The 24172-nt window shown below is 68.3% G+C and carries 17 protein-coding genes; 6 read left to right on the forward strand and 11 right to left on the reverse strand.

Features of this window, described 5'->3' with window-relative positions; all coding sequences use genetic code 11:
- Positions 1 to 206: 206 nt before the first annotated feature.
- The 6 genes from gspE to xerD form a co-directional block, all read right to left on the reverse strand.
- Positions 207 to 1874: a type II secretion system ATPase GspE gene (gene gspE / locus IB228_RS07160; protein WP_192198092.1), complete on the reverse strand. Its 1668-nt coding sequence runs from the start codon at positions 1872 to 1874 to the stop codon at positions 207 to 209.
- A 150-nt stretch (positions 1875 to 2024) separates the two neighbouring features.
- Positions 2025 to 3923, reverse strand: a complete 1899-nt coding sequence (locus tag IB228_RS07165) for a S8 family peptidase (RefSeq protein ID WP_225562312.1) — start codon at positions 3921 to 3923, stop codon at positions 2025 to 2027.
- Between the two features lie 5 nt (positions 3924 to 3928).
- Positions 3929 to 5422, reverse strand: coding sequence for a YadA-like family protein (locus tag IB228_RS07170; protein WP_183639090.1), 1494 nt, complete (start codon positions 5420 to 5422; stop codon positions 3929 to 3931).
- Positions 5423 to 5753: 331 nt separating this feature from the next.
- Positions 5754 to 9665 (reverse strand): phosphoribosylformylglycinamidine synthase, encoded by a 3912-nt coding sequence (gene purL / locus IB228_RS07175; protein ID WP_183639091.1) that lies wholly within the window; start codon positions 9663 to 9665, stop codon positions 5754 to 5756.
- A 194-nt stretch (positions 9666 to 9859) separates the two neighbouring features.
- Positions 9860 to 10678, reverse strand: a complete 819-nt coding sequence (locus IB228_RS07180; protein ID WP_141455615.1) for a thioredoxin fold domain-containing protein — start codon at positions 10676 to 10678, stop codon at positions 9860 to 9862.
- An 88-nt stretch (positions 10679 to 10766) separates the two neighbouring features.
- Positions 10767 to 11720, reverse strand: coding sequence for a site-specific tyrosine recombinase XerD (gene xerD / locus IB228_RS07185; RefSeq protein ID WP_183639092.1), 954 nt, complete (start codon positions 11718 to 11720; stop codon positions 10767 to 10769).
- Between the two features lie 91 nt (positions 11721 to 11811).
- Between xerD and IB228_RS07190 the strand changes: the two genes are divergently transcribed.
- Positions 11812 to 12288, forward strand: a complete 477-nt coding sequence (locus IB228_RS07190; RefSeq protein WP_192197977.1) for an RDD family protein — start codon at positions 11812 to 11814, stop codon at positions 12286 to 12288.
- 437 nt (positions 12289 to 12725) lie between these two features.
- Here the strand turns inward: IB228_RS07190 and lptG are convergent, their stop codons facing one another.
- Positions 12726 to 13826, reverse strand: a complete 1101-nt coding sequence (gene lptG / locus IB228_RS07195) for an LPS export ABC transporter permease LptG (RefSeq protein WP_183639094.1) — start codon at positions 13824 to 13826, stop codon at positions 12726 to 12728.
- A complete protein-coding gene (gene lptF, locus IB228_RS07200) occupies positions 13823 to 14902 on the reverse strand; it encodes an LPS export ABC transporter permease LptF (protein ID WP_183639095.1) in 1080 nt (359 codons plus the stop codon). Before lptF ends, lptG begins: the two co-directional genes overlap by 4 nt.
- A 127-nt stretch (positions 14903 to 15029) precedes the next feature.
- Between lptF and IB228_RS07205 the strand changes: the two genes are divergently transcribed.
- The 3 genes from IB228_RS07205 (at position 15030) to IB228_RS07215 (ending at position 20031) form a co-directional block, all read left to right on the forward strand.
- On the forward strand, positions 15030 to 16502 hold the full coding sequence (locus IB228_RS07205) for a leucyl aminopeptidase (protein ID WP_183639096.1): 1473 nt from the start codon (positions 15030 to 15032) through the stop codon (positions 16500 to 16502).
- Positions 16503 to 16599: 97 nt separating this feature from the next.
- Positions 16600 to 17022 (forward strand): DNA polymerase III subunit chi, encoded by a 423-nt coding sequence (locus tag IB228_RS07210; RefSeq protein ID WP_183639097.1) that lies wholly within the window; start codon positions 16600 to 16602, stop codon positions 17020 to 17022.
- Between the two features lie 93 nt (positions 17023 to 17115).
- On the forward strand, positions 17116 to 20031 hold the full coding sequence (locus tag IB228_RS07215; protein ID WP_192197978.1) for a valine--tRNA ligase: 2916 nt from the start codon (positions 17116 to 17118) through the stop codon (positions 20029 to 20031).
- 26 nt (positions 20032 to 20057) lie between these two features.
- Here IB228_RS07215 and rimI read toward each other — a convergent pair whose 3' ends face one another.
- Genes rimI through pssA form a run of 3 tightly spaced genes read right to left on the reverse strand, consistent with a single transcriptional unit; the run spans position 20058 to position 21813 of the window.
- On the reverse strand, positions 20058 to 20513 hold the full coding sequence (rimI, locus tag IB228_RS07220; RefSeq protein ID WP_183641208.1) for a ribosomal protein S18-alanine N-acetyltransferase: 456 nt from the start codon (positions 20511 to 20513) through the stop codon (positions 20058 to 20060).
- 50 nt (positions 20514 to 20563) lie between these two features.
- On the reverse strand, positions 20564 to 21040 hold the full coding sequence (locus tag IB228_RS20060; protein WP_183639099.1) for a hypothetical protein: 477 nt from the start codon (positions 21038 to 21040) through the stop codon (positions 20564 to 20566).
- Complete coding sequence (gene pssA / locus IB228_RS07230) at positions 21037 to 21813, reverse strand: CDP-diacylglycerol--serine O-phosphatidyltransferase (protein ID WP_183639101.1); 777 nt, start codon at positions 21811 to 21813, stop codon at positions 21037 to 21039. The genes IB228_RS20060 and pssA overlap by 4 nt, the downstream gene beginning before the upstream one ends.
- Positions 21814 to 21910: 97 nt before the next feature.
- Between pssA and IB228_RS07235 the strand changes: the two genes are divergently transcribed.
- Together IB228_RS07235 and IB228_RS07240 are read left to right on the forward strand one after the other, a co-directional pair.
- Positions 21911 to 22318, forward strand: a complete 408-nt coding sequence (locus IB228_RS07235) for a DUF4124 domain-containing protein (protein WP_318287731.1) — start codon at positions 21911 to 21913, stop codon at positions 22316 to 22318.
- 144 nt (positions 22319 to 22462) lie between these two features.
- Entirely contained in the window at positions 22463 to 24157 is a 1695-nt protein-coding gene (locus IB228_RS07240) for a proline--tRNA ligase (protein ID WP_183639105.1), read from the forward strand.
- Positions 24158 to 24172 lie beyond the last annotated feature (15 nt).

Raw genomic sequence — 24172 nt, forward strand, 5'->3', positions numbered from 1 at the left:
GAACGGTCCACTGAAAACGTTTTCAGTCCCCGGAGTATTGCCTCCCGTCCGCCCGCGGGAAAGCCGCAGTGCAGCGAAACGTCGTTCGCTCGAAGCTAGGGATGTCAGGCGACCCGGATTCGTCCAGGAACGCGCGGCATGGCGACCCTGCCCCATCCGGCCATTCCATCGCCGGGCGCCGCGGACACCCTGCCCGTCGTCGGCCCTCAGGCTTCCTCGGTGACCCGCAGGACTTCCTCGATCGTGGTCTGCCCGGCCAGCGCCTTGGCGATGCCGTCCTCGTACATGGTCTGCATGCCGCCCGCCCGCGCGATCTCCTCGATCTCGCCCATGCCGGCGTGGCGCATCACCGCACGCCGCAGTTCGTCGTTCATCACCAGGAATTCGATGATCGTGGTCCGGCCCAGGTAGCCGGTCGGCGCGACGGCCGACGGACGCGGGCGGTACAGGACGATGTCGCCTTCCGGCTGGAAGCGGCGCAGGCCGAACTTCTCGATCTCCTCGGGCGAGGCGCGGTACGGCTCGGCGTGGGTCGGCTCCAGCCGGCGCACCAGGCGCTGGGCGAGGATGCCGTTGATCGTGGAGGTGAGCAGATAATCCTCCACCCCCATGTCGAGCATGCGGGTGATGCCGCCGGCGGCGTTGTTGGTGTGCAGCGTGGACAGCACCAGGTGGCCGGTCAGCGCGGACTGGATGGCGATGCGCGCGGTTTCCAGATCGCGCATTTCGCCGATCATGATGATGTCCGGATCCTGGCGGACGATGCTGCGCAGCGCATGCGAGAAATCCAGCCCGATCTGCGGCTTGGCCTGGATCTGGTTGATGCCCTCGATCTGGTATTCGACCGGATCCTCGACGGTGATGATCTTGACGTCGCTGGTGTTGAGTTTGCTCAGCGCGGTGTACAGCGTGGTGGTCTTGCCCGAACCCGTCGGCCCGGTCACCAGCAGGATGCCATGCGGCTGCTCCAGCACCTTCTGGAACTGCGGCAGGAACGCGTCGGTGAAGCCCAGGCGCTTGAAATCGAACACCACGGTCTCGCGATCCAGCAAACGCATGACCACGCTCTCGCCGTGCGCCGTGGGCACGGTGCTGACGCGCAGATCCAGTTCCTTGCCCTGCACGCGCAGCATGATGCGGCCGTCCTGCGGCAGCCGGCGTTCGGCGATGTTGAGCTTGGCCATGATCTTGATGCGGCTGATCACGGCGGCAGTGAGGTTGGCGGGCGGACTCTCGGCCTCCTCCAGCACGCCGTCCACGCGATAGCGGACCTTCAGCCGGTTCTCGAACGGCTCGATGTGCACGTCCGAAGCGCGCAGTTCCACCGCACGCTGGATGATCAGGTTGACCAGGCGGATCACCGGCGCCTCGGACGCCAGGTCGCGCAGGTGTTCGACGTCGTCCAGGTCGCCGGCGGTCTCGCCGTCGGCGTTCTCCACGATGGCGCCCATCGCGCTGCGTCCCTGGCCGAAGTAACGCTCGATCAGATCATCGATCTCCGAACGCAACGCCACCCGCTGGCGCACCGCCTTGCCGGTCGCCAGTTGCACGGCTTCGACCGGGTAACCGTCCTGCGGATCGGCCACCAGCAGATCCACGCCGGCCTCGTCCTCGCCCACCGGGCAGACATGGAACTGCTTGAGGAAGCGCACCGACAACGGCGTTGCCTCGGGCGGCAGTTCGGGCAGTTCCTTGACGCTGACCAGCGACAGGCCCAGTACGTCGGCGGCCGTCTCGGCATGATCGCGCTCGGACACCAGCCCCAGCCGCGACAGCAGCGACAACAGGCTGCCGCCGGTTTCCTCCTGCACCCGCCGCGCCCGCGCCAGATCGGGCTCCTTGAGCTTTCCACGCGACAGCAGCGCTTCGACCATCCGCTCCTCGGCGCCGACTTCGGTGGTCTGGGATTCAATCAGGGCGTTCACGTCGCACTCCCGTTGCAGGCGTCCACTTTACCAATGTCTACCATCGACCGGAGTCGCCCGCGTGACCGGGAACCGACGACGGCAATCCTTCGGGGCGGGTTACTGGCGGACCTGCAGGTTGACTCCGCTGAAAGGGGTTTCACCCACCACGAGGACGTAGTAGGTCCCCGCGCGGGCTTCGGCGGGCGCGATACGGATGGTTTCGACCGTGCCGGGACGCCGCGAACCGTACTGGTGCGCGCTAGCGGTCGGCACCCGGTCGAAGCCCGCGTATACCGAAACATCGCCCTGCCCACCGTAACTCATGATGCTGATCAACCGCCCGGGCGCCGCCTCGAAGCGGTACAGCCACTGACTGCCGGCACCGCCATTCATGCCGGTCACCGGCACCCGGTTCCGCACCGGGCTGGCCTGCGGTCCGCAGTCCACGCACGCAGGCTTCAGCGCCTCATCCAGCGCGGCACGCGCATCCAGCAGACCGATCCCGATGGGCGTTGTCGCCGGTATCCGCGCGGGAAACGGGCGCGCGGTCCTGAGCAGCAGGCTCTCCATTTCCGAGGGTGTCAACGGAACCCGACCCGCCTGCGCGCGCGCGCCCTGGACCAGGGCCGCCACTGCGGAGACGTGCGGCGTGGCCATGGAAGTTCCGATCTTGCCGAAATAACCGAACTCGCCCGAGGCCGGGTCCGTCTTGCTCGAGGAACCGGCCTGGAGCACATAACCGTCCCAGCCGGAATTGCCAGTGTCCTCCCCCCCGCCACCACCCGGCGCCGCGATATCGACCGCCGCGCCGAAGTTTGAGTAATAGGCCTTGCCGCCGGTGATGCGCGAGGCGCCGACGGTGATCACGCCACGACAGCTGGCCGGGCTGACATCCGCCGCATCCACGTTGCTGTTGCCCGCCGCCACCACCACCACGCTGCCGTTGGCGGTCGCGATGTCGATGGCGTCCTGGGTAATGCGCGGACACGAGCGATTGCCGCCCAGGCTCAGGTTGATGACCTCGGCGGGATGGGGATTGGCGGGCACACCCGGAACCCGCCCACCAGAGGCCCAGACAATCGCATCCGCGATGTCCGAGGTCAGGCCGCCGCAACGACCCAGCACCCGGACCGGAAGCACCTTGGCCCGGTACGCGACGCCCGCCCCCCCCAGCCCGTTGTGGGTGACTTCGGCGATGGTGCCGGCCACGTGGCTGCCATGCCAGGTGCTGTTGCGCACCGGCGAGCCGCCGTAGCACTCGCCCGCCACCGGACTCCAGTCCCCCAGATCCAGCGCTCCCGCCACCCGGGCGTCGGTGGGTCTGCGCGATATCCAGGCATTGCTGATGAAGTCGTAGCCGGGCAACAGGTTCGCGGACAAATCCGGATGATCGGTCAGCACCCCGGTATCGAGCACCGCGACCACCACACCCTCACCCTGTGCGATGTCCCAGGCCCTCGGCGCGCCGATGCCTCCCACCGGATGATGGAAATGCCACTGGAGGTCGAACAGCAGGTCATTCGGCGGGTCATTCGGTGCGTACAGCGGGTACATGCGTTCGTCCGCCTCCGCGAGCAGCACGCCGGGATCGGATCTGAGTTCAGCCAGCAACCGCGCCATTTCCGCCTGGGAAAGTGCACGCGAGAGCGAGAACGCGTCGCCGCCGCTGGCCAATGGATGCAGCATCCTGACGCCAAGCATGCCGCCATTCCCGCGCTGCCGTGGCGGTGTATCCAACAAGCGTGCGCGCGCCACGGCCGCGCGCACGACCGCAGCCTTGTCGTGGCTGCGCGTGCCGGCGATACGCTGGCGCACGATGATGCGGTCTCCCTCGATGCGCCTTGGCGGCGTCGACTCGACTTCCGCCGTCCGCGCCAGCGGAATCGCCGCCAGGCTCGACTCCGCCGCGATCGCCCAGACCAGCAGCGCCATGGCGGTCATCATCCCCTTTCCGTTGCATTTCATATTCGTGGTTCCTTCTTTGATTAATCGCCCGACGCGGTGTCGTGCATCCATCACCGTCACCAGCCGAAACCGGCACCCATGCCGACCGAGCGTTCGTCCCCGCTGAGCGCGCCGCCCAGACTGAATGTGGCCCGCTCGCCGAAGGCGCGCTGGTAGCCCACGGACAGCGCGCGTTCGCCACCCTGGAAACCCACGCCCACGCCGACGCGGTTGTCGGTGCGAATGCCCGCGGCGCTGATCGCCATGTTGAGCATGGCCGCGCCCATCGCGCCCTGCCGGTCGATGCGGCGGTCCTGGGCATGGAGGCGGCGTTCCAGATCGCCCTTGAACCGGGTGAAGTCGTCGTTCCACGCCGCGAACCGGGTGTCCGTGTAGGCATTGGCGTTGGCCAGCGTCTTCGCCGCGGTGGCATCGGCATGGGCGTTTGCATTGGCCAGCGCCTTCGTCGTACTCGCGTCGGTATAGGCGTTGGCATTCGTCTCCGCCCTCGCGCCCACCGCGTCGGCATGCGTGGTCGCATCGACCAGCGTCCGCGCCGCGCGCGCATCGGTGTAGGCGTTCGCATTCGTCTCCGCCCGCGCTCCCGTCGCTTCGGCATGCGCGTTCGCATCGGCCAGCGTCCGCGCCGCGCGCGCATCGGTGTAGGCGTTCGCATTCGTCTCTGCTCGCGCTCCCGTCGCTTCGGCATGCGCGTTCGCATCGGCCAGCGTCCGCGCCGCGCGCGCATCGGTGTAGCTGTTCGCATTCGCCTCCACCCGCGCTCCCGTCGCGTCGGCGTGCGCCCGCGTGTCCGCCAGGCCGGCGTCCATCTGGCCCTTGTTGACGGCATCGGTTTCCACGACGCCCGCCGCCACGTGGACAATCTGGCGTTCCTGGCCGGTGCGTCCCACCGACACGCTGTTGCCGCGCTCGCTGACGGCACCGGCTCCCAGGGCCACGCTGTTCTCCGCCAGGCTCCACGCGCCATTGCCGATGGCGATGCTTCCGTGTCCGCTGGCCTGGCTGGCGCTTCCCATCGCAGCGGCGCCGATACCGGAAGCATGGGCATGGCTGCCGGCCGCCATCGAACCCTGTCCATCCGCGAGGGCGCTGTAACCCGTGGCGGTGGCATCGTCCGCAAGCGCGCTGGCACCGTTGCCGGAGGCGGACGCGCGCTGGCCATAGGCGGAACTGGTTGCGCCCAGTGCGACCGCATAATCGCCCAGCGCCGCGGCGTCGGAACCCAACGCCACCGCATCCTCGCCTTCCGCATAGGCCAGGCCGGGCCCATTGGACTGGACGTGATGTTGAATCGCGACCGCCATCGAACCGGCACCGAACATGGTTGTCCGGGAGTTGCTCCCCTGCACCGGCGACGACTCCGCGGGAGTCCGGCTTTCGGTTTCGGTCGCCAAAGCGTTCCCCGCCATCAACAGCGACGCGACCGCGATGTTGATCGCGATGGCGAACGTCGAGGTCCTGCACGTTCGGCATGATGACGACCGGCGGGCCCTTGCCGTGGAAACCGGGCTGTCATTGCCAGCGGTGCGGTTCCTGCGGATGGCAGGCATGGAATGGCGCATCTTTGAGACTCCCTTTTCCTGAGCAAAAAAATCCCGCGACCACCGGATGTGCCGGTTGTCGGTGTCTTGGTTGGAGATGACCCCCGGGTGGACGGAAACACCCGTCGATGAGGCTTCCGTTGCAGGCTCGGGAACGGAACCCTCAAACCTGTGCCGTCGGATAGTCTGCAGACGGGATGGCGCCGTCAACTAACATTGACATTCCGTCGGTATCGCGAACGCCATCCCGCCACCGCAGTGGCATTGGGATCGTGCGGTACCGAAAAAAAAAAGCGGCGCCGAAGCGCCGCTTTTTCCGTCATCGCGATAAGGCCTTCGCTCAGCCCACCCACACCCGCGCGTTGCGGAACATCCGCAGCCACGGCGAGTCCTCGTGCCAGTCGGACGGCGCCCAGCTCAGGTTGACGCTGCGCGGGGTACGCTCCGGGTGCGGCATCAGGATGGTGGAGCGGCCGTCGTCGCTGGTCAGGCCGGTGATGCCGTCGGGCGAGCCGTTGGGGTTGAGCGGATACTGCGTGGCCGCGTTGCCTTCGCCGTCGATGTAGCGCAGCGCGACCCGCACCGCGGCCTGGTCCACCGCGCTGTCGAACTCGGCGCGTCCCTCGCCGTGCGCGACCGCGACCGGGATGCGCGAGCCGGCCATGCCGCGCAGCAGGATCGAAGGCGACTCCAGCACTTCCAGCAGCGAGGTGCGGGCTTCGAACTGCTCGCTGCGATTGCGCAGGAAGCGCGGCCAGTGCGTCGCACCGGGGATGATGTCCTTGAGCTGGCTCAGCATCTGGCAGCCGTTGCACACGCCCAGCGAGAAGGTGTCGCCGCGCGCGAAGAACGTGGCGAACGCCTCGCGCAGCGCGGCCCGCTCCAGCACCGAGGTGGCCCAGCCGCGCCCCGCGCCAAGCACGTCGCCGTAGCTGAAGCCGCCGCAGGCGGCGAAACCCTTGAAATCGGCCAACGACACACGGCCGGCGACCAGGTCGCTCATGTGCACGTCGTAGGCGTCGAATCCGGCGCGATCGAACACCGACGCCATCTCGATCTGCCCGTTGACGCCCTGCTCGCGCAGGATCGCGACCTTCGGGCGCGCGCCGGTGGCGATGAACGGCGCGGCCACATCCTCGGACGGATCGAAGGCGAGCTTCGGCTTGAGTCCGGCGGCGGTGAACTGGCGCGCCACGTCGCGCTCCTGATCGGCCGCTTCCGGGTTGTCGCGCAGCTTCTGCATCGCGTGGGTCACCGACCACCACGCATCGAACAGCGCTTCCCAACGCCATTCGCTCAGGGTCTCGCCATCCTGCTGCACGCGGATCACCGGGGCCGTGCTCGGGCGGGCGATGCGCTGCGCGCATTCGGTGAGCGCATGGCGTTCGACCAGATCGGCGAACGCCGCGCGATCCTCGTCGGCCACCTGCACCACCGCGCCCAGTTCCTCGGCGAACAGGGTGCGGAACGGATCATCGCCCCAGCCATCGAGGTTGATGTCCAGTCCCAGGTGCGAGGCGAACGCCATTTCGCACAGGGTCGCGAATGCGCCACCATCGCTGCGATCGTGATAGGCCAGCAGCAGGCCGGCCTCGCGCGCGTCGCGGATCAGCGCGAAGAAATCACGCAGCCGCTGCGGGTCGTCCAGATCCGGCACGCCGTCATCGGCTTCGTCGCCGGCGAACGCCGGCAGGCCGTGGCGATGGCCAGCTTCCGGATGGACCTGCGCCAGGATCGAACCACCCAGCCGCTTCTTGCCCGCGCCCAGGCCGATCAGCCACAGATCGCTGGCTTCCTCGCGCTGCAGCAGCGGAGTGAGCTGCCGGCGCACGTCGGTCACCGGCGCGAACGCACTGATCACCAGCGACACCGGCGACACCGATTTCTGCGGGCCGTCCGCGCCCTGCCATTGCGCCTGCATCGACAGCGAGTCCTTGCCGACCGGAATGCTCAGGTCGATGTCCGGACACAATTCCATGCCCACGGCGCGGACCGCGTCGAACAGAAGCGCGTCTTCACCGTCGTGGCCGGCGGCGGCCATCCAGTTGGCCGACAGCTTGATTCGGTCCAGCGACTCGATCGGCGCGGCGCACAGGTTGGTGATCGCCTCGCCCACCGCCATGCGGGCGGCGGCGGCGGCGTCCAGCAGCGCCAGCGGCGTGCGTTCGCCGATCGCCATCGCCTCGCCGCTGAAGCGGCTGTAGTCCGACAGGGTGATCGCGCAGTCGGCGACCGGCATCTGCCATGGACCGATCAGCTGATCGCGCGCGGTCAGGCCGCCGACACTGCGATCGCCGATCGTGATCAGGAACTGCTTGGCCGCCACGGTGGGATGCGCGAGCACCCGCAGGCCGGCCTCATGCAGGTCGAGCTTCGCCGTTTCCAGCGCAGGCCACGGTGCGGGCGCGGGATGGCGGGCTTCGCGATGCATCTTCGGCGCCTTGCCGAACAGCACGTCCATCGGCAGATCGATCGGCGCATCGGCGGGAATCGCGTCGACAGTCGCGCCGTAGGCCACCACCAGGCGCTCTTCCGTCGTCGCCACGCCGACCGCCGCGAACGGACAGCGCTCGCGCTCGCACAACGCGGCGAACTCGGCCAGCCGCGCCTGCGGCACACCGAGCACGTAGCGTTCCTGGGATTCGTTGCACCACAACTGCATCGGCGACAGCGAGGGATCGTCGGTGGGCACCTTGCCCAGATCGATCACGCCGCCGACGCCTGAATCATGCAGCAGTTCCGGAATGGCGTTGGACAGGCCGCCCGCGCCGACGTCATGGAACCACAGGATCGGATTGTCCTCGCCCATCGCCACGCAGCGATCGATGACTTCCTGGCAGCGCCGCTCCATTTCCGGGTTGTCACGCTGCACGCTGGCGAAATCCAGTTCCTCGGCGCTCTCGCCGGAGGCCACCGAACTGGCCGCGCCGCCGCCCAGGCCGATCAGCATCGCCGGACCGCCGAGCACGATCACCGCGTCGCCGGCGGACAGCGTCTTCTTCTGCACCTGGATGCGATCGATCGCACCCAGGCCGCCAGCCAGCATGATCGGCTTGTCGTAGGCACGCGCCAGCGCATCGCCCTGCGCCAGTTCGAAGCTGCGGAAATAACCCAGCAGGTTGGGACGGCCGAATTCGTTGTTGAACGCGGCGCCGCCCAGCGGGCCGTCCAGCATGATTTCCAGCGCGGGCGCCATGCGCGGATTGAGCGCGCGCCCGGCTTCCCACGGCTGCGGCAGCGTGGGAATGCGCAGATGGGAAACACTGAAGCCGGTCAGGCCGGCCTTGGGCTTGCCGCCGCGACCGGTCGCGCCCTCGTCGCGGATCTCGCCGCCGGCGCCGGTGCTGGCGCCGGGGAACGGCGCAATCGCGGTGGGATGGTTGTGGGTCTCGACCTTGATGCAGAACGCCGAGTCCAGGGTCGCCTCGACCCGGTAACGGCCCTGCCCGTCCGGGCGGAAGCGCGCGGCCGGATAGCCTTCCACCACCGCCGCGTTGTCGCGGTAGGCCGACAGCGTGTACTGCGGCGTCTGCGCGTGGGTGTGCTTGATCATCCGGAACAAGGACTGCGGACCGCCATTGACCAGCATTTCCTTGCCGTCGATGGTCCAGGACGCATTGAAGATCTTGTGCCGGCAGTGCTCGGAATTGGCCTGCGCGAACATCATCAGTTCGACGTCGGACGGATCCCGGCCCAGCTCGCGGTAGCGATCGCGCAGGTAGGCGATCTCGTCATCGGCCAGCGCCAGGCCCAGGCGGGTGTTGGCGGTTTCCAACTGGTCCAGCGGGATGCGTTCCAGCTCACCGCGTGCCGGCGTGGTGAACAGCGCCGCCGCCTGTTCGCGGGCGGCCAGCAGGGATTGCGTCATCGGGTCATGCAGCGCCTTGGCCAGCGCGGGCATGTCGTCGGTCCAGCCTTCCAGATCGATGCGCATGCCGCGTTCGACCCGGTGCAGTTCCAGGCCGGCGCCGCGCAGCAGTTCGGTGGCCTTGCTGGCCCACGGCGACAGGGTGCCCAGGCGCGGCACGACGAAGCGGGAGACCCCGCCCGCGGCCAGCGGCTCTGGCTGTTCATGCGCCTGCAGGATGCGGCGCAGGGTCGCTTCGTCGAGGCTTGCCGAGGCATCGGCATCGATGAAATAGACGTGCCAGGCACCGCGGATGCGGACGTGGGGGATCAGGGACTGGAGCTTGCTTTCGAGCCGCGCGCGGCGGAATTGCGACAAGGCCGGCTGGCCTTCGAGGACGATCATGTCCGGAACCGTGGGAGCGTGCCGTCAGGACGGGGCCCGCTATTGTAACGGAGGCCGGGTTCCCGGACCCGACCCAGCCCGGATCCGGCTCCTGGCCGGACCTCTGGCGCCCGCGGGCCGGCGCCCGGGCATGAAAAAGGCCGGCCCCTGCAAGGGGACCGGCCTTCGGGCATCCCAAAAGACGGGAGCTTCGGTCAGGGCGCGCCGCCGGCCTTGGCTTGCTCGGCGGCCAGGTCGTCCAGCGCCTTGCGCAGGGCGGCCGGCGGCAGGTAGCCGCCCAGCTGGGTGCCGTCGGCGGCGAAGATCGCCGGGGTGCCGTCCACGCCGACCCGCTGGCCGATGTTGTATTCCATGGTGACCGGGTTGGTGCAGTCGCGCGACTGCACCGGGCGGCCGGACTTGGCTTCCGTCAGCGCCTTCTTGCGATCGGTCGAGCACCAGACCGAGATCATGTCCTTGTGGTCCTGGCTGCCCAGGCCCATGCGCGGGAACGCCAGGTACTCCACCGCGATGCCCTGCCGGTTGATCTCGGCGATCTCGCTGTGCAGCTTGCGGCAGTAGCCGCATTCGATGTCGGTGAACACGCTGACCGTGTACTTGGCGTTCGGCGGCGAGAACACGATGCGATCGGCGTGCGGCACCGACTTGAGCAGATCGGCGCGATAGCGCGCCATCGCCGGGCTGCCCTTCATCAGTTCGCGGTTGCCACCCTGCAGGTCGACCACCGCGCCCTGCACCAGGTAGCGGCCATCGTCGCTGATGTAGACCAGCTGGCCGCCGGCGATCACTTCGCGGAAGCCGGGCAGCGGCGCCACGCCGACATATTCGACGCTGATCTGCGGATTGAGTCGCTTGATCGCCTCGCGCACCTTGGCATCGGCAGGACCGCCGCTGGAAGCCGCATTGGCGGAAGCCGGCGCGGACTTGTTGTCGGCGCCCGGCGCCTGCGGTGCCTGCGCGCATGCGGTGAGGCTGAAAGCGCCCAGCAGCGCGATGGAAAGAAGGCGGGTCATCGGCATCTCGTTTCAATTCCGCCGGGGGCGGCCAGTCAGGATGCGGGCAATTCTCGCACAGCCCCGAGTCAGTTCGATTAACCGGGTCTCAGGCGCGCGGATGGTGCTTGCCGTGCAGTTGCTTCAGATGCTCGCGCGCGACCAGGGTGTAGATCTGGGTGGTGGACAGCGAACTGTGGCCCAGCAGCAGTTGCAGCGCGCGCAGATCCGCGCCGCGGTTGAGCAGATGGGTGGCGAAACTGTGGCGCAGACCGTGCGGGCTGATCCGTACCGGATCGATGCCGGCCACGGCGGCGTAACGTTTGACCAGGGTCCAGAATTGCTGCCGGCTTGGCGCTTCGCCTCGCGGCGTGAGGAACAGCGCCGCCAGGCTGCGCTTGTTGGCGAGCGCCGGCCGCGCTTGCGCCAGATAGGTTTCCAGCCAGTGCTGCGATTCCTCGCCCAGCGGCACCAGCCGCTCCTTGCTGCCCTTTCCGGTCACCCGGATCACGCCCTGGCGCAGATTGACCGCGGTGGCCGGCAGATTGACCAGTTCGCTGACGCGCAGTCCCGCCGCGTACATCAGCTCCAGCATCGCGCGATCGCGCAGGCCCTCGGGCGTATCGGCCAGCGGCGCCGCCAGCAGCGCGTCGATCTCCGACTCGGCCAGCGCCTTGGGCAGCGAGCGCGGCAGCTTCGGCGGGTCCAGCAAGGCGGTTGGATCGTCGCCGCGATCGCCGCGACGCAGACGATGGGCGAAGAAGGCCCGCAGCGACGACAGCAGCCGCGCGTTGCTGCGCGGCGAGTAGCCTTCGCGGGTACGCCAGGCGAAGTAGTCGAACAGGGCGGCGCGATCGGCCTGCGCCAAGCCGCCGTGCGCGCCATTGCGCCAGCGCGCGAAGCCCTCCAGATCCCGCCGGTAGCTGTCCAGCGAAGGGCGCGCCAGGCCGCTCTCGGCCCAGGTGGCATCCAGGAACGCCGCGATGACCGCGGCGTCGGCGTCGGGAACGGGGGGCAGCGCCTGTACTTGCTGGCGGCGCTCGGCGGGCGTGCGGGAAGTCATCGCGCAAGCTTAGGTCAGATCCGCGCACGGACGCATGCGGGAATGCGGGTCCATTGGCACCGCGCGCGCGGCGGCGCGCTATCCTTTTGCGATGACCGCGTCCGCCACACCCACCGAAAAACCCCGCGCCCTGATCGGCTGGCGCCTGCTGTCACTGCTCTACGACGTATGGCCGGTCCTGGCGCTGTGGATGCTCATCTCCCTGGCCTTCACCCTCGGCTACACCTTCCTGGGCCACCACGCCGCACGCGAGAACATCGCGCCCTACAGTCCGCTGCAGCTCCTGCTCTGGCTGTGCTGCTGGACCGTGGCCGGGCTATACGCGACGCTCAGTTGGGCGCGCGGCGGACAGACGCTGGGCATGCGTCCGTGGCGGTTGAAGGTGGTGGACGCGCAGGGTGGACCACCGACGATGCGCGCACTGTGGCTGCGGTTTGCCGTCGCCACGCTGTCGCTGGGACTGGGCGGATTGGGGTTCTGGTGGGCGTGGGTCGATCGGGATCGGTTGGCGTGGCATGACCGCTTCAGCGGCACGCGGATGATCCGGCTGCCCAGGCAGAAGCGCTGACGCATTGTTTTCCCGGCGCGCTGCGGCGCGTTCGATACCCCGCCACCGAAAGTGGGTCGGGGCGCGGCATGACCGCTTCAGCGGCACGCGGATGATCCGATTGCCGAAGCAGGAGCGCTGACGCATTGTTTTCCCGGCGCGCTGCGGCGCGTTCGATACCCCGTCACCGAAAATGGGTCGGGGCGCGGCATGACCGCTTCAGCGGCACGCGGATGATCCGATTGCCGAAGCAGAAGCGCTGACGCATTGTTTTCCCGGCGCGCTGCGGCGCGTTCGATACCCCGTCACCGGAAGTGGGTCGGGGCGCGGCATGACCGCTTCAGCGGCACGCGGATGATCCGTCTGCCGAAGCGGAAGCGCTGACGCATTGTTTTCCCGGCGCGCTGCGGCGCGTTCGATACCCCGTCACCGGAAGTGGGTCGGGGCGCGGCGCGACGCTATGCGCTGCGCCGTCGGAACATCCAGGCCGACACCGCCAGCAGCAGGATCGGCGGCATCGCGTAGGCGATGCGGAAGTCCATGTGGAACGCGCTGGCCAGGCGCACGAACTGCAATTGCAGCGCCCAGAAGCTGACCGCGAAGATGATGCCCAGGAACAGGCGCTTGCCCATGCCGCCGCTGCGCAGGCTGCCGAACGCGAACGGGATCGCGGCCAGGCACAGCGCCAGTACGTTGAGCGGATAGAACCAGCGGCTCCAGTACAGATCCTCGTACTCGCGCGCATCCAGCCCGTTGCGCTTGCGGTAGTCGATGTTCTGGCCGAGTTCGCGGGTCGGCAGGTTGCGCGCCTTGGTCAGGCCGGACGACAACACCGCCGCGTCGAGCTTGGATTCCCAGCGCTCGCCCAGCACCTGCTGCTGGGTCACCGAACGCGCGTGGAAGGTGGTCCGGCGCACGTTCTTCAACAGCCAGTGGCCCTCCAGATGCTCGGCGGTCGCCGCGTGGGCGATCGAGGCCAGGCGGCCGTCGGGAGCCAGTTCGTACAGGCGGACATCGCGCAGCTGCAGCCAGTTGCGGCCGTCTTCCTTGCGCTCCTCGCCGCTCTGCGCGTACATGAAGGTATTGCCTTCGCGCGCCCACAGGCCGGAGAAGCGATCCACCGCCACGTCGCCGCTGCGGGCGCTGTTCTTCAGCACGTCGGCCTGGCGCTGGCCCCACGGGCCCAGGGTCTCGCCGCTGAACACCATCAGCGCGGTCAGGATGCCGAGCGCGGCCGCCACCGAGATGCTCAGGCGTCGCCGCGACAGGCCCAGCGCGCGCAGCGCGGTCAGCTCGGAGCTGGCCGCCAACTGGCCCAGGCCCATCAGCGAACCGATCACCGCCGCGGTCGGGAACATCGTGTAGGCGCGGCGCGGCACCGTGTAAGCCAGCCAGGCCACCGCGTGGCCGAAGGTGTAGTTGCCCTTGCCGATGTCACTGACCTCGTTGGACAGCGCCATCACCAGGTCCAGGCCGACCAGCACCGCCCAGGTCAGCAACACCGTGGCCAGCACCACCCGGCCAACATACAGATCGTGCAGATTCGGACGCAGCCTCATGCGCGCGCCCTCGGACGGCCCAGCTTGCCGTCACGCAGATAGAACCAGATGGCCGCGGCCAGCAGCGGCAGGGTCAGCCACCACAGGCCGACGAAGCCCGGCAGCTTGCCGTCGGTGAGCAACTGGGTGCCGTTGAACATCAGGCTGACGCCGACCAGGTAGGCCAGGAACCCCAGCATGACCCGCCCATAGCGCGCCTGCCTCGGCGAACTGCGCGACAGCGGCAGGGTCAGCAGCGCGAACGCCAGCGCCAGCAGCGGCGGGGTCAGGCGGGCGTGCAGCTGGGCATTGGCGCCCGGCCGGTCGTCACCCAGCAGGGCCGGCGTGGACAGCACCTCGGGATCGTTCTGGTCCAGGGTGTCGGTGCGATCCGGCAGCGCCGATTCGTTGCTGGCATAGCGCATCAGCCGGTAGTCCAGGCCCTCCCCGGCCGGGCCCTCGACCCGGAATCCGTCGGTCAGGCGCAGATAGCGCTTGCGCTGGCCCTCGAAGAACATCTGCCCGTGCTGGGCGGTGACCACGTCCAGGCGATCCTCCTTCTGCCGGTGCATGAACACGCGGTTCAGGGTGGTGCCGTCGGCGGAGATGCCGCTGACGTAGACCACGGTGCCGTTCGAGAGCACGGTGAACTTGCCCGCCTCCAGCCCGGACACGACCAGGCTGCGATTGGCCTGGTCCAGCATGTTCTCGGCGGTCCGCTTGGCCCAGGGGCCGAGCCACAGCGAGCACAACGCCACCGCGGCCACCACCGGCACGACCAGCAGCAACAGCGGCCTCAGCAGGCGGCGCGGGCCCACCCCGGTACCGGTGAACACGGCCATCTCCGAGTCGCGATAAAGGCGGGAAAAGGCCAGCAGCAGCCCCAGCATCAGCGCCAGCGGCAGGATGTAGGGCAGATAGCCCAGGAACTGCAGCCCCAGCTGGGACAGCAGCAGCCGGGCCGGCACCTTGCCGTCGGCCACCTTGCCCAGGATGTCGGCCATCACCCCGCCCACGCTGACCATCAGCAGGATGATCAGGGTGGCCAGGAAGCTCTGGGTGAATTCTCGGAACAGGTAGCGGTCCAGCTTCGGCATCGTGCTTGTTTTACAATCCGGGGTTCGTTCGCTGGCGTCGGCAGACGGCGGTCTTGCGCTTCCGCACGGGAAGCCCGCCCTTCGACAGGACCCGCGATTGTACGGAACTGGCCATGGAATCTGCTCAATGACCCTGGAATTCACCCTGAACCATGACGCCCCGGCCAGCGCCGGCGTCGATTGCGTGGTGGTTGGCGCCTATGGCGACAAGACCCTGACCCCGGCCGCCCAGGCCATCGACGCCGCCAGCGGCGGCCGTCTGGCGGCCCTGGTCGCGCGCGGCGACATCAGCGGCAAGACCGGCAAGACCGCGCTCCTGCACGACCTGCCGGGCGTGGCCGCGCCGCGCGTGCTGGTGGTGGGACTGGGCGAGGCGGCGAAGTTCGGGGTGCCGCAGTACCTGAAGGCGGTCGGCGACGCCGCCCGCACGCTGAAGGCCGGCCCCTCGGCCAGCGCGCTGTTCACCCTGGCCGAAGTCGAGGTCAAGGACCGCGACGCGGCCTGGAAGATCCGCCAGGCGGTGATCGCCGCCGACCATGCCTGCTACCGCTACACCGCCACCCTGGGCAAGAAGAAGAACGACGAACCCGGCCTGGCCCGTTTCGCCATTTCCGGCGAAGACGCGCAGGCGCTGGCGCAGGGCGCGGCGATCGCGGCCGGCGTGCAGTTCACCCGCGAGCTGGGCAACCTGCCGCCGAATATCTGCAATCCCGCCTACCTGGCCGAGCAGTCGCAGAAGTTCGCCGCCGACAACGGCGCCGAATGCGAGGTGCTGGACGAGGCGCAGATGGAAACCCTCGGCATGGGTTCGCTGCTGGCGGTGGCCCGCGGCTCGGCCAACCGGCCGCGCCTGATCGTGCTGAAGTGGAACAACGGCGGCGATGCCAAGCCCTTCGTGCTGGTCGGCAAGGGCATCACCTTCGACACCGGCGGCGTCAACCTGAAGACCCAGGGCGGCATCGAGGAGATGAAGTACGACATGCTGGGCGCCGGCAGCGTCCTCGGCGCCTTCGTGGCGGCGGTGAAGATGCAGCTGCCGCTGAACCTGGTGGTGATCGTGCCGGCGGTCGAGAACGCCATCGACGGCAACGCCTACCGCCCGTCCGACGTCATCACCAGCATGTCGGGCAAGACCATCGAAGTCGGCAACACCGACGCCGAGGGCCGCCTGATCCTGTGCGACGCGCTGACCTACGCGCAGCGTTTCGAACCGCAGGCGCTGGTCGACGCCGCCACCCTGACCGGCGCGTGCATCGTCGCCCTCGGCCGCTACGCCACCGGTCTTATGAGCAAGCACGACGATCTGTCCAACGAACTGCTGGCCGCCGGCGAACAGGTCTTCGACCGCGCCTGGCGCCTGCCGCTGTGGGACGAGTACCAGACCCAGCTCGATTCCACCTTCGCCGACGTCTACAACATCGGCGGCCGCTGGGCCGGCGCGATCACCGCCGGCTGCTTCCTGGCCCGCTTCACCGAAGGCCAGCGCTGGGCCCACCTGGACATCGCCGGCGTCGCCAACGACGAAGGCAAGCGCGGCATGGCCACCGGCCGCCCGGTCGGCCTGCTGGCGCAGTGGTTGCTCGACAGGGCCGGGATTTGAGATTCGGGATTCGGGATTCGTGCCAGGCATGAATCCCGAATCCACTGAAGACGCTTCCGCAAATCCCCAATCCCCAATCACGAATCCCAGCCCCCACATGCGCGCCGATTTCTACCTCATCGCCAAGCCCCGGTTCCTGGAGGAGCCTTTGCGGCTGGTGTGCGAGCTGGCGCGCAAGGCCTATGACGGCAACCACTGGACGCTGATCCTGGCGCGTGACGCCGAGCAGGCCGAAGCGTTGGACGAGCTGTTGTGGTCGTTCGACGACGATGCCTACATCCCGCACCAGATTGCCGGCACCGACGAGGAAGACGATCTGACCCCGGTCCTGATCGCCACGCCCGACTTCGACGCGCCCTCGCGCACGCTGGTTATCAATCTGCGCGACGATGCCTATGCCGGCACCTGCGAGCGGGTGCTGGAAGTGGTGCCCGCCGATCCGGCCGCGCGCGACCCGCTGCGCGAACGCTGGAAGCAGTACAAGGCGCGCGGCTTCGACGTGAACAAGTACGACATGTGATGCCCGGGATTCGGGATTGGGGATTGGAGATGTCGCTCGCCGCATCCCGCTCCATCACGAATCCCAAATCCCCAATCCCGAATCCCGTCCCCAATGACCGATCTCGCCTCCAGCTACGACCCGAAAACCTTCGAATCCCGCCTGTACGCCGAGTGGGAAAGCGCCGGCCATTTCAAGCCGCGCGGCGAAGGCGAGCCGTACATGATCCTGCTGCCGCCGCCGAACGTCACCGGCACCCTGCACATGGGCCATGCGTTCCAGCAGACCATCATGGATGCGCTGATCCGCTACCACCGCATGCGCGGTTTCGACACGTTGTGGCAGGTCGGTACCGATCACGCCGGCATCGCCACCGAGATGGTCGTGGCGCGCAACCTGAGCCAGGAAAACCTGACCCGCGACGGTCTGGGCCGCGAAGGCTTCATCGGCAAGGTCTGGGAGTGGAAGGCCGAATCCGGCGACATCATCGAGCGGCAGATGCGCCGCCTGGGCACCTCCGGCGACTGGTCGCGCAGCACTTTCACCATGGATCCGGAACCCTCGCGCGCGGTGATCGAAGCGTTCGTGCGCTGGCACGAGGAAGGCCTGATCTATCGCGGCCAGCGGCTGGTCAACTGGGATCCGGTGCTGAAGACGGCGATTTCCGATCTGGAAGTGGAGAACGTCGAGGAAGACGGCTTCCTGTGGTCGATCGCCTATCCGCTGGCCGATGGCAGCGGCAGCGTGACCGTGGCCACCACCCGTCCGGAAACCATGCTCGGCGACGTCGCGGTGATGGTGCATCCGGAAGACGAGCGCTATGCGCACCTGATCGGCAAGGCGGTGAAGCTGCCGCTGACCGATCGCGAGATCCCGGTGATCGCCGACGACTACGTGGACCGCGAGTTCGGCACCGGCGTGGTCAAGGTGACCCCCGCGCACGATTTCAACGACTACCAGGTGAGCGTGCGCCACGAACTGCCGCTGATCAACCTGTTCACTCCCACCGCCACCATCAATGACAACGCGCCGGAGAAATATCGCGGCCTGGATCGCTACGACGCGCGCAAGGCGGTGCTGGCGGACCTGGAGGAAGCCGGACTGCTGGTGGAAACCAAGCCGCACAAGCTGCAGGTGCCGCGCGGCGATCGCACCGGCCAGGTGATCGAGCCGTACCTGACCGACCAGTGGTTCGTGAAGATGGACCGCCTGGCCCGTCGCGGCCTGGAACTGGTCGAGAACGGCGAGGTGAAGTTCGTGCCGCCGAACTGGATCAATACCTACCGCCACTGGATGGAGAACATCCAGGACTGGTGCATCAGCCGCCAGCTCTGGTGGGGCCACCGCATTCCGGCCTGGTTCGACGCCGAGGGCCGCTGCTACGTCGGCCGCGACGAGGCCGAAGCGCGCGCCAGGGCCGGACTGTCCGCCGACGTGGCGCTGACCCAGGACAGCGACGTGCTGGAAACCTGGTTCTCCTCGCAGCTGTGGCCGTTCAGCACCCTGGGCTGGCCGGACCCGCAGGCGATGGCGGCACGCGGCTATGACCGCTACCTGCCGTCCTCGGTGCTGGTCACCGGCTTCGACATCATCTTCTTCTGGGTCGCGCGCATGGTCATGGCGACCGACCATTTCACCGGCAAGGTGCCCTTCAGGGACGTCTACATGACCGGCCTGATCCGCGACAAGGACGGCCAGAAGATGTCCAAGTCCAAGGGCAACGTGCTGGATCCGCTCGACATCATCGACGGCATCTCGCTGGAGGATCTGGTCGCCAAGCGCACCCGTGGGCTGATGCAGCCGAAGATGGCCGAGAAGATCGAGAAGGCCACCCGCAAGGAATTCCCGGACGGCATCGCCCAGCACGGCGCCGACGCGCTGCGCTTCACCATCGCCGCGCTGGCCACCCATGGCCGCGACATCAAGTTCGATCTCGGCCGCGCCGAAGGCTACAAGAACTTCTGCAACAAGCTGTGGAACGCCAGCCGCTTCGTGCTGATGAACACCGCCACCTTCACCCTTCCCTCGCAAGTGGGGACCGTGCCCCCTACTCTTCCCCCGCAAGCGGGGACCGTTCCCCTTACTCTTCCCCAGCAAGCGAGGGAAGATGCCCGAAGGGCAGATGGGGGCCGCCCGGCAGGTGGAGGCAACGGTGCCGATGGACGCACCGCAATCCCCAATCCCGTCACCGACGCCGAAAAGTGGATCCTCGCCCGCCTGGCCAAGGCCACCGCCGAAGCCGAAACCCACTTCGCCAACTACCGCTTCGATCTGCTGGCGCAATCCCTGTACGAATTCGCCTGGAACGAGTTCTGCGACTGGTTCGTCGAACTGGCCAAGCCGGCGCTCAACGGCAGCGACGCGGCGGCCGCCGACAGCACCCGCCACACCTTGCTGCACGTGCTGGAAACGCTGCTGCGCCTGCTGCACCCGCTGATTCCCTTCGTCACCGAGGAGCTGTGGCAGCAGGTGGCACCGCGACTGGGCATCGCCGGCGAGACCATTTCGCTGCGCCCGTATCCCGCGAGCGGGGACTTCGCCGGCCAGGATTTCGGCCACGCCGAGGCGGACGTCGAGTGGCTCAAGACCATGGTCACCGCGTTGCGCCGCGTGCGCAGCGAACTGAACGTCGCGCCCTCGCGCAGCGTCCGCCTGCTCCTTCAAGCCGGCACCGCGCAGGATCGCCAGCGGATCGAGCGACATGCCGCTTCGCTGTCGTTCCTGCTCAAGCTCGAAGCCATCGAATGGCTGGCGGTGGACGCCGCGGCTCCCGCCTCCGCCGCGGCGATGGTCGGTGAGCTGAAGCTGCTGGTGCCGCTGGAGGGCCTGGTCGACCTGGATGCCGAGCGCACCCGCCTGGACAAGGAAATCAAGCGCGTGGAAGCCGAAATCGGCAAGTGCAACGGCAAGCTGGGCAACGCCACCTTCGTGCAGAACGCGCCGGCGGCGGTGGTCGAGCAGGAGCGCCAGCGCCTGGCCGAATGGACCACCCAGCTCAACGGCCTGCGCGAACAGCGCGCCAAGCTGTAATCCGACGGAGTGGGCCAAGGCCCACCCTACAGCGGCGGCATCTTCTCGATGTCGCCGGCGACCAGTTCGATCGCCATCACCAGCGCGTCCTCGCGCCCGTCGCGGGCCGGGTAGTAGCGCGGCCGCCGGCCGATCTCGTTGAAGCCTTCGCTGTGGTACAGCCGGATCGCGCCCAGGTTGGACGGGCGGACCTCCAGGAACACGCGGCCCGCGCGCAGATCACCCGCCTGCTTCACCAGCGCGCGCAGCAAGTACCGGCCCAGGCCGCGTCCCTGCCGTTCGGGCGTCACGCAGACATTGAGGATGTGGGCTTCGTCGGCGGCGATGCTGATCAGGCCATAGCCGATCACCAGGCCATGCTCGACCATCACCCAGGCCGGATAACCGGCCTTGAGGCAGTCGCGGAAAATGCCGCGGGTCCAGGGAAACGGATAGGCGCGCTGTTCAATCGCCATCACCGCGTCGAGATCGCCATCGCGCATCGGCCGCAACGAGGCCGACGGGACGATGCCCGGCTCGACGCTGACCGCGCTCACGGTGCCGATGGCCTGCGCAATGCCCGCAGCCGCGGCCACAGGGCACGCTTGGCGGCCGGATTGCCGCGCAGTTCCGAAGAGGCCGGCCACTGCGCGAAGATCTCCGCGGCGCCTTCCGCGTTCGGATTGCAGCCCGACGCGCGGATCAGGGCGAAATGCAGGCGATCCGGCAACCGCGAGGCCGGGCGGGAGCGCGGCGTCGCGGCGCGTACGCGCTCCGGGGCGGGCGAGGATTCGGGATCGAGGGCGGGTGCAACCCGCGCCGCCGCCGGTTCACGGGCCACGGGAGGTTTCGGCGGTTCCGCACGCGGCGGCGAGGCCGGCGCGTGCGACGGCGCGGCGGCGCCCAGGCCGGCCTCCGCCGGCTCCAGCTCGGCGGGCGACGGCGCGCCGGTCACCCAGACCGTATAGCCCAGCGCCGCCAGCCAGCCCTGCTGCTCTGCCGACCATGGCGTCTGCGCGGACAGGCTCATGCCCGCGCCTCGCCACGGCGCATCCGCTGCCACAGCCAGTAGCCAGGACCGGACAGTGCATAGCAAACGCCCACCGCGAACAGGACACGCGGCAGATCGATGAACAGGATCGCGATCACCACCGCGACCAGGAACAGGCCCACGAACGGCACCCGATCCGCGCGCGCGCCGCCTTCACCGCTGCCCTTGAAGCTCCAGAACCGGATCCGGCTGACCATCAACAATGCCGCCAGGATGGTCACCGCCAGCGCCACGTAGCGCAGTTCATCGCCGTTCCAGCCCAGGCTGCCATCGGCGAACGCCCACACGAAGGACATCATCAGCCCGGCCGCCGCCGGACTGGCCAGGCCGACGAACCAGCGCTTGTCGACCGTGCCGACCTGGGTGTTGAACCGCGCCAGCCGCAACGCCGCGCAGGCCGCGTAGAGGAATGCCACCGCCCAGCCCACGCGGCCCATCGCGGCGCTGTCCAGCTTCAGCGCCGAAAGCGACCAGTGATACATCACCAGCGCCGGCGCCAGGCCGAAGCTGACCAGATCGGCCAGCGAGTCGTACTGCACGCCGAACGCGCTGCTGGTGCCGGTGAGGCGGGCGACGCGGCCGTCGATGCCGTCCATCAGCCCCGCCACGAACACCGCGATGGCGGCGTTGACGAACTGGCCGTCGGCGGCGGCGATGATCGCGTAGAAACCCGCGAACAGGCCGGCGGTGGTGAACAGGTTCGGCAACAGGTAGATGCCGCGGGAACGCGGCGGCGGCTTGATTTCGTCCATGCGTCCCAGTTTAGCCCAAGCCCAGCCGCCGCCGGCTTGCCAGCCCGGCGGGGGAATGCTGCAATCCGGTTCCTGCCGTTTCCGCCTGGAGCCGACCGTGCGCGCACCGCCCCGACCGTCCACCGCCCTTCCGCTACTGGCGTTGGCGACGCTGGTCGTGGCCAGCCTGCCGGCCCTCGCCGGTCCCGTTTACCAATGGAAGGACGCCAAGGGCGTGACCCATTATTCGGACAAGCCACCGACGGACCGGCAATACCAGGACCGCCGCATCGCGCCGCGGGGCGAGCCGGTTCCGCAGGCCGATGCCGCCGCCGGCAAATCCGTCGAACACCCGCAATGCACCACCGCCCGCAAGAATCTGGAAATCCTCGGCAGCAGCGGTCCGGTCGCGCAGGCTGGCGAGGACGGCAAGCCGGGCCAGGCGATGGACGACACCCAGCGGGCCAACCAGCTGGCACTGGCGCAGGCGGCCGAAAAGGCTTACTGCGCGCCCCCGGCCAAGTAATCGGCGCACCCGCTCTCCAGCGCCGGACGCGGGCATCGGTGCATCCCGCGCAGGTCCGGCTTCGCTGCGGGCCCCGCCGTGCGGGCGCGGACTGCGCAAGGCTGGCAGAATAGGCCGTTCATTCCCCCGAAAAACCGAATCTCGATGCGCCTGTCGCAATTCCATCTCCGCACCGCCAAGGAAACCCCGGCCGACGCCGAACTGGTCAGCCACCAGCTGATGCTGCGCGCCGGCATGATCCGCAAGCTGGCCGCTGGCCTGTACACCTGGTCGCCGCTGGGCCTGCGCGTGCTGCGCAAGGTGGAAACCGTCGTGCGCGAGGAAATGAATCGCGCCGGCGCCATCGAAATGGTCATGCCGACCATCCAGCCGCGAGAACTGTGGGACGAGAGCGGACGCTGGGACAAGTTCGGCGATCAGTTGCTCAAGCTCAAGGATCGCAAGGAGCAGGAGTTCTGCTACAGCCCCACAGCGGAAGAGGCGGTCACCGAGTTCGCCCGGCAGGAGCTGAACAGCTACAAGCAGTTGCCGGTGAACTTCTACCAGATCCAGACCAAGTTCCGCGATGAAATCCGTCCGCGCTTCGGGGTGATGCGCGCGCGCGAATTCATCATGAAGGACGCGTACTCCTTCCACCTGACCGATGAGGATCTGGTGCGCGAGTACCGCAACATGCATGCGGCGTACACCCGCATCTTCACCCGCCTGGGCCTGGATTTCCGCGCGGTGCAGGCCGACAGCGGCGCGATTGGTGGCGACGCCTCGCAGGAGTTCCATGTGCTGGCCGAATCCGGCGAGGACGCGCTCGCCTTCTCCACCGGTTCGGACTATGCCGCCAACGTGGAAGCCGCGCAGGCCGCGCCGCCCGGGCCGCGTCCGGCCGCCGCGGAAGCGCTGCGGAAGATCGATACGCCCACCCAGAAGACCTGCGAGGACGTGGCCGCGCTGATGGGCGTCGCGTTGCAGCGAACCGTCAAGTCGGTCGCGCTGATGACCGAAGGCGGCTTCGTGTTGGCGCTGGTGCGCGGCGATCACGCGGTCAACGAGATCAAACTGGCGAAGGTGGCCGGCATGGCCGGGTACCGGCTGGCCAGCGAGGCGGAAATCCTGGCCCACCTGGGCAGCGAACCCGGTTTCCTCGGCCCGATCAACCCGCGCACGGCCATCCGCGTGATCGCCGATCGCGACGTCGCGGCGATGGCCGATTTCGTGGTCGGCGCCAACGAGGCCGGCTTCCACCTCGCCGGCGTCAACTGGGGTCGCGATCTGGCCGAACCCGAAACCGTCGCCGACATCCGCAACGTGGTCGCGGGCGAAGCCGCCGCCGATGGCGGCCAGATCCGCCTGGCGCGCGGCATCGAGGTCGGCCACGTGTTCCAGCTGGGCCGCAAGTACAGCGAGGCGATGCAGTTCACCGTGCTCGACGAAAACGGCAAGGCCGCCATTCCGGCGATGGGCTGCTATGGCATCGGCGTCACCCGCATCGTCGCCGCGGCGATCGAACAGAACCACGACGCCAACGGCATCATCTGGCCAGCGCCGATGGCGCCCTGGTCGGTGGCGGTCTGCGTGATCAATCCCAAGAACGATCCGGCGGTCACCCAGGCGGCGAACGAATTGCTGGCGGAACTGATCGGCGACGGCGTCGATGCCGTCCTGGATGATCGCGGCCTGCGTCCGGGCGCGATGTTCGCCGACATCGAACTGATCGGCATTCCGCATCGCGTGGTCGTGTCCGAACGCGGTCTCGCCGCCGGAACCTACGAATATCGCTTCCGCAAGGCCAGCGAAGCGGAAAACCTCGACAAGTCGGAATTGATTCGCCGCCTCGCGGGCTGAACGATAATCCGGATG

Origin of the sequence: Pseudoxanthomonas sp. PXM04 (assembly GCF_014851695.1) — a bacterium.
In the GTDB taxonomy this organism is placed as follows: domain Bacteria; phylum Pseudomonadota; class Gammaproteobacteria; order Xanthomonadales; family Xanthomonadaceae; genus Pseudoxanthomonas_A; species Pseudoxanthomonas_A beigongshangi.

Bases quoted from the DNA above. Each gene is read 5' to 3' on its own strand.
- gspE (WP_192198092.1), bottom strand. From the start codon at position 1,874: ATGGTCGAAGCGCTGCTGTCGCGTGGAAAGCTCAAGGAGCCCGATCTG.
- IB228_RS07165 (WP_225562312.1), bottom strand. From the start codon at position 3,923: ATGGATGCACGACACCGCGTCGGGCGATTAATCAAAGAAGGAACCACG.
- IB228_RS07170 (WP_183639090.1), bottom strand. From the start codon at position 5,422: ATGCCTGCCATCCGCAGGAACCGCACCGCTGGCAATGACAGCCCGGTT.
- purL (WP_183639091.1), bottom strand. From the start codon at position 9,665: ATGATCGTCCTCGAAGGCCAGCCGGCCTTGTCGCAATTCCGCCGCGCG.
- IB228_RS07180 (WP_141455615.1), bottom strand. From the start codon at position 10,678: ATGACCCGCCTTCTTTCCATCGCGCTGCTGGGCGCTTTCAGCCTCACC.
- xerD (WP_183639092.1), bottom strand. From the start codon at position 11,720: ATGACTTCCCGCACGCCCGCCGAGCGCCGCCAGCAAGTACAGGCGCTG.
- IB228_RS07190 (WP_192197977.1), top strand. From the start codon at position 11,812: ATGACCGCGTCCGCCACACCCACCGAAAAACCCCGCGCCCTGATCGGC.
- lptG (WP_183639094.1), bottom strand. From the start codon at position 13,826: ATGAGGCTGCGTCCGAATCTGCACGATCTGTATGTTGGCCGGGTGGTG.
- lptF (WP_183639095.1), bottom strand. From the start codon at position 14,902: ATGCCGAAGCTGGACCGCTACCTGTTCCGAGAATTCACCCAGAGCTTC.
- IB228_RS07205 (WP_183639096.1), top strand. From the start codon at position 15,030: ATGACCCTGGAATTCACCCTGAACCATGACGCCCCGGCCAGCGCCGGC.
- IB228_RS07210 (WP_183639097.1), top strand. From the start codon at position 16,600: ATGCGCGCCGATTTCTACCTCATCGCCAAGCCCCGGTTCCTGGAGGAG.
- IB228_RS07215 (WP_192197978.1), top strand. From the start codon at position 17,116: ATGACCGATCTCGCCTCCAGCTACGACCCGAAAACCTTCGAATCCCGC.
- rimI (WP_183641208.1), bottom strand. From the start codon at position 20,513: ATGCGCGATGGCGATCTCGACGCGGTGATGGCGATTGAACAGCGCGCC.
- IB228_RS20060 (WP_183639099.1), bottom strand. From the start codon at position 21,040: ATGAGCCTGTCCGCGCAGACGCCATGGTCGGCAGAGCAGCAGGGCTGG.
- pssA (WP_183639101.1), bottom strand. From the start codon at position 21,813: ATGGACGAAATCAAGCCGCCGCCGCGTTCCCGCGGCATCTACCTGTTG.
- IB228_RS07240 (WP_183639105.1), top strand. From the start codon at position 22,463: ATGCGCCTGTCGCAATTCCATCTCCGCACCGCCAAGGAAACCCCGGCC.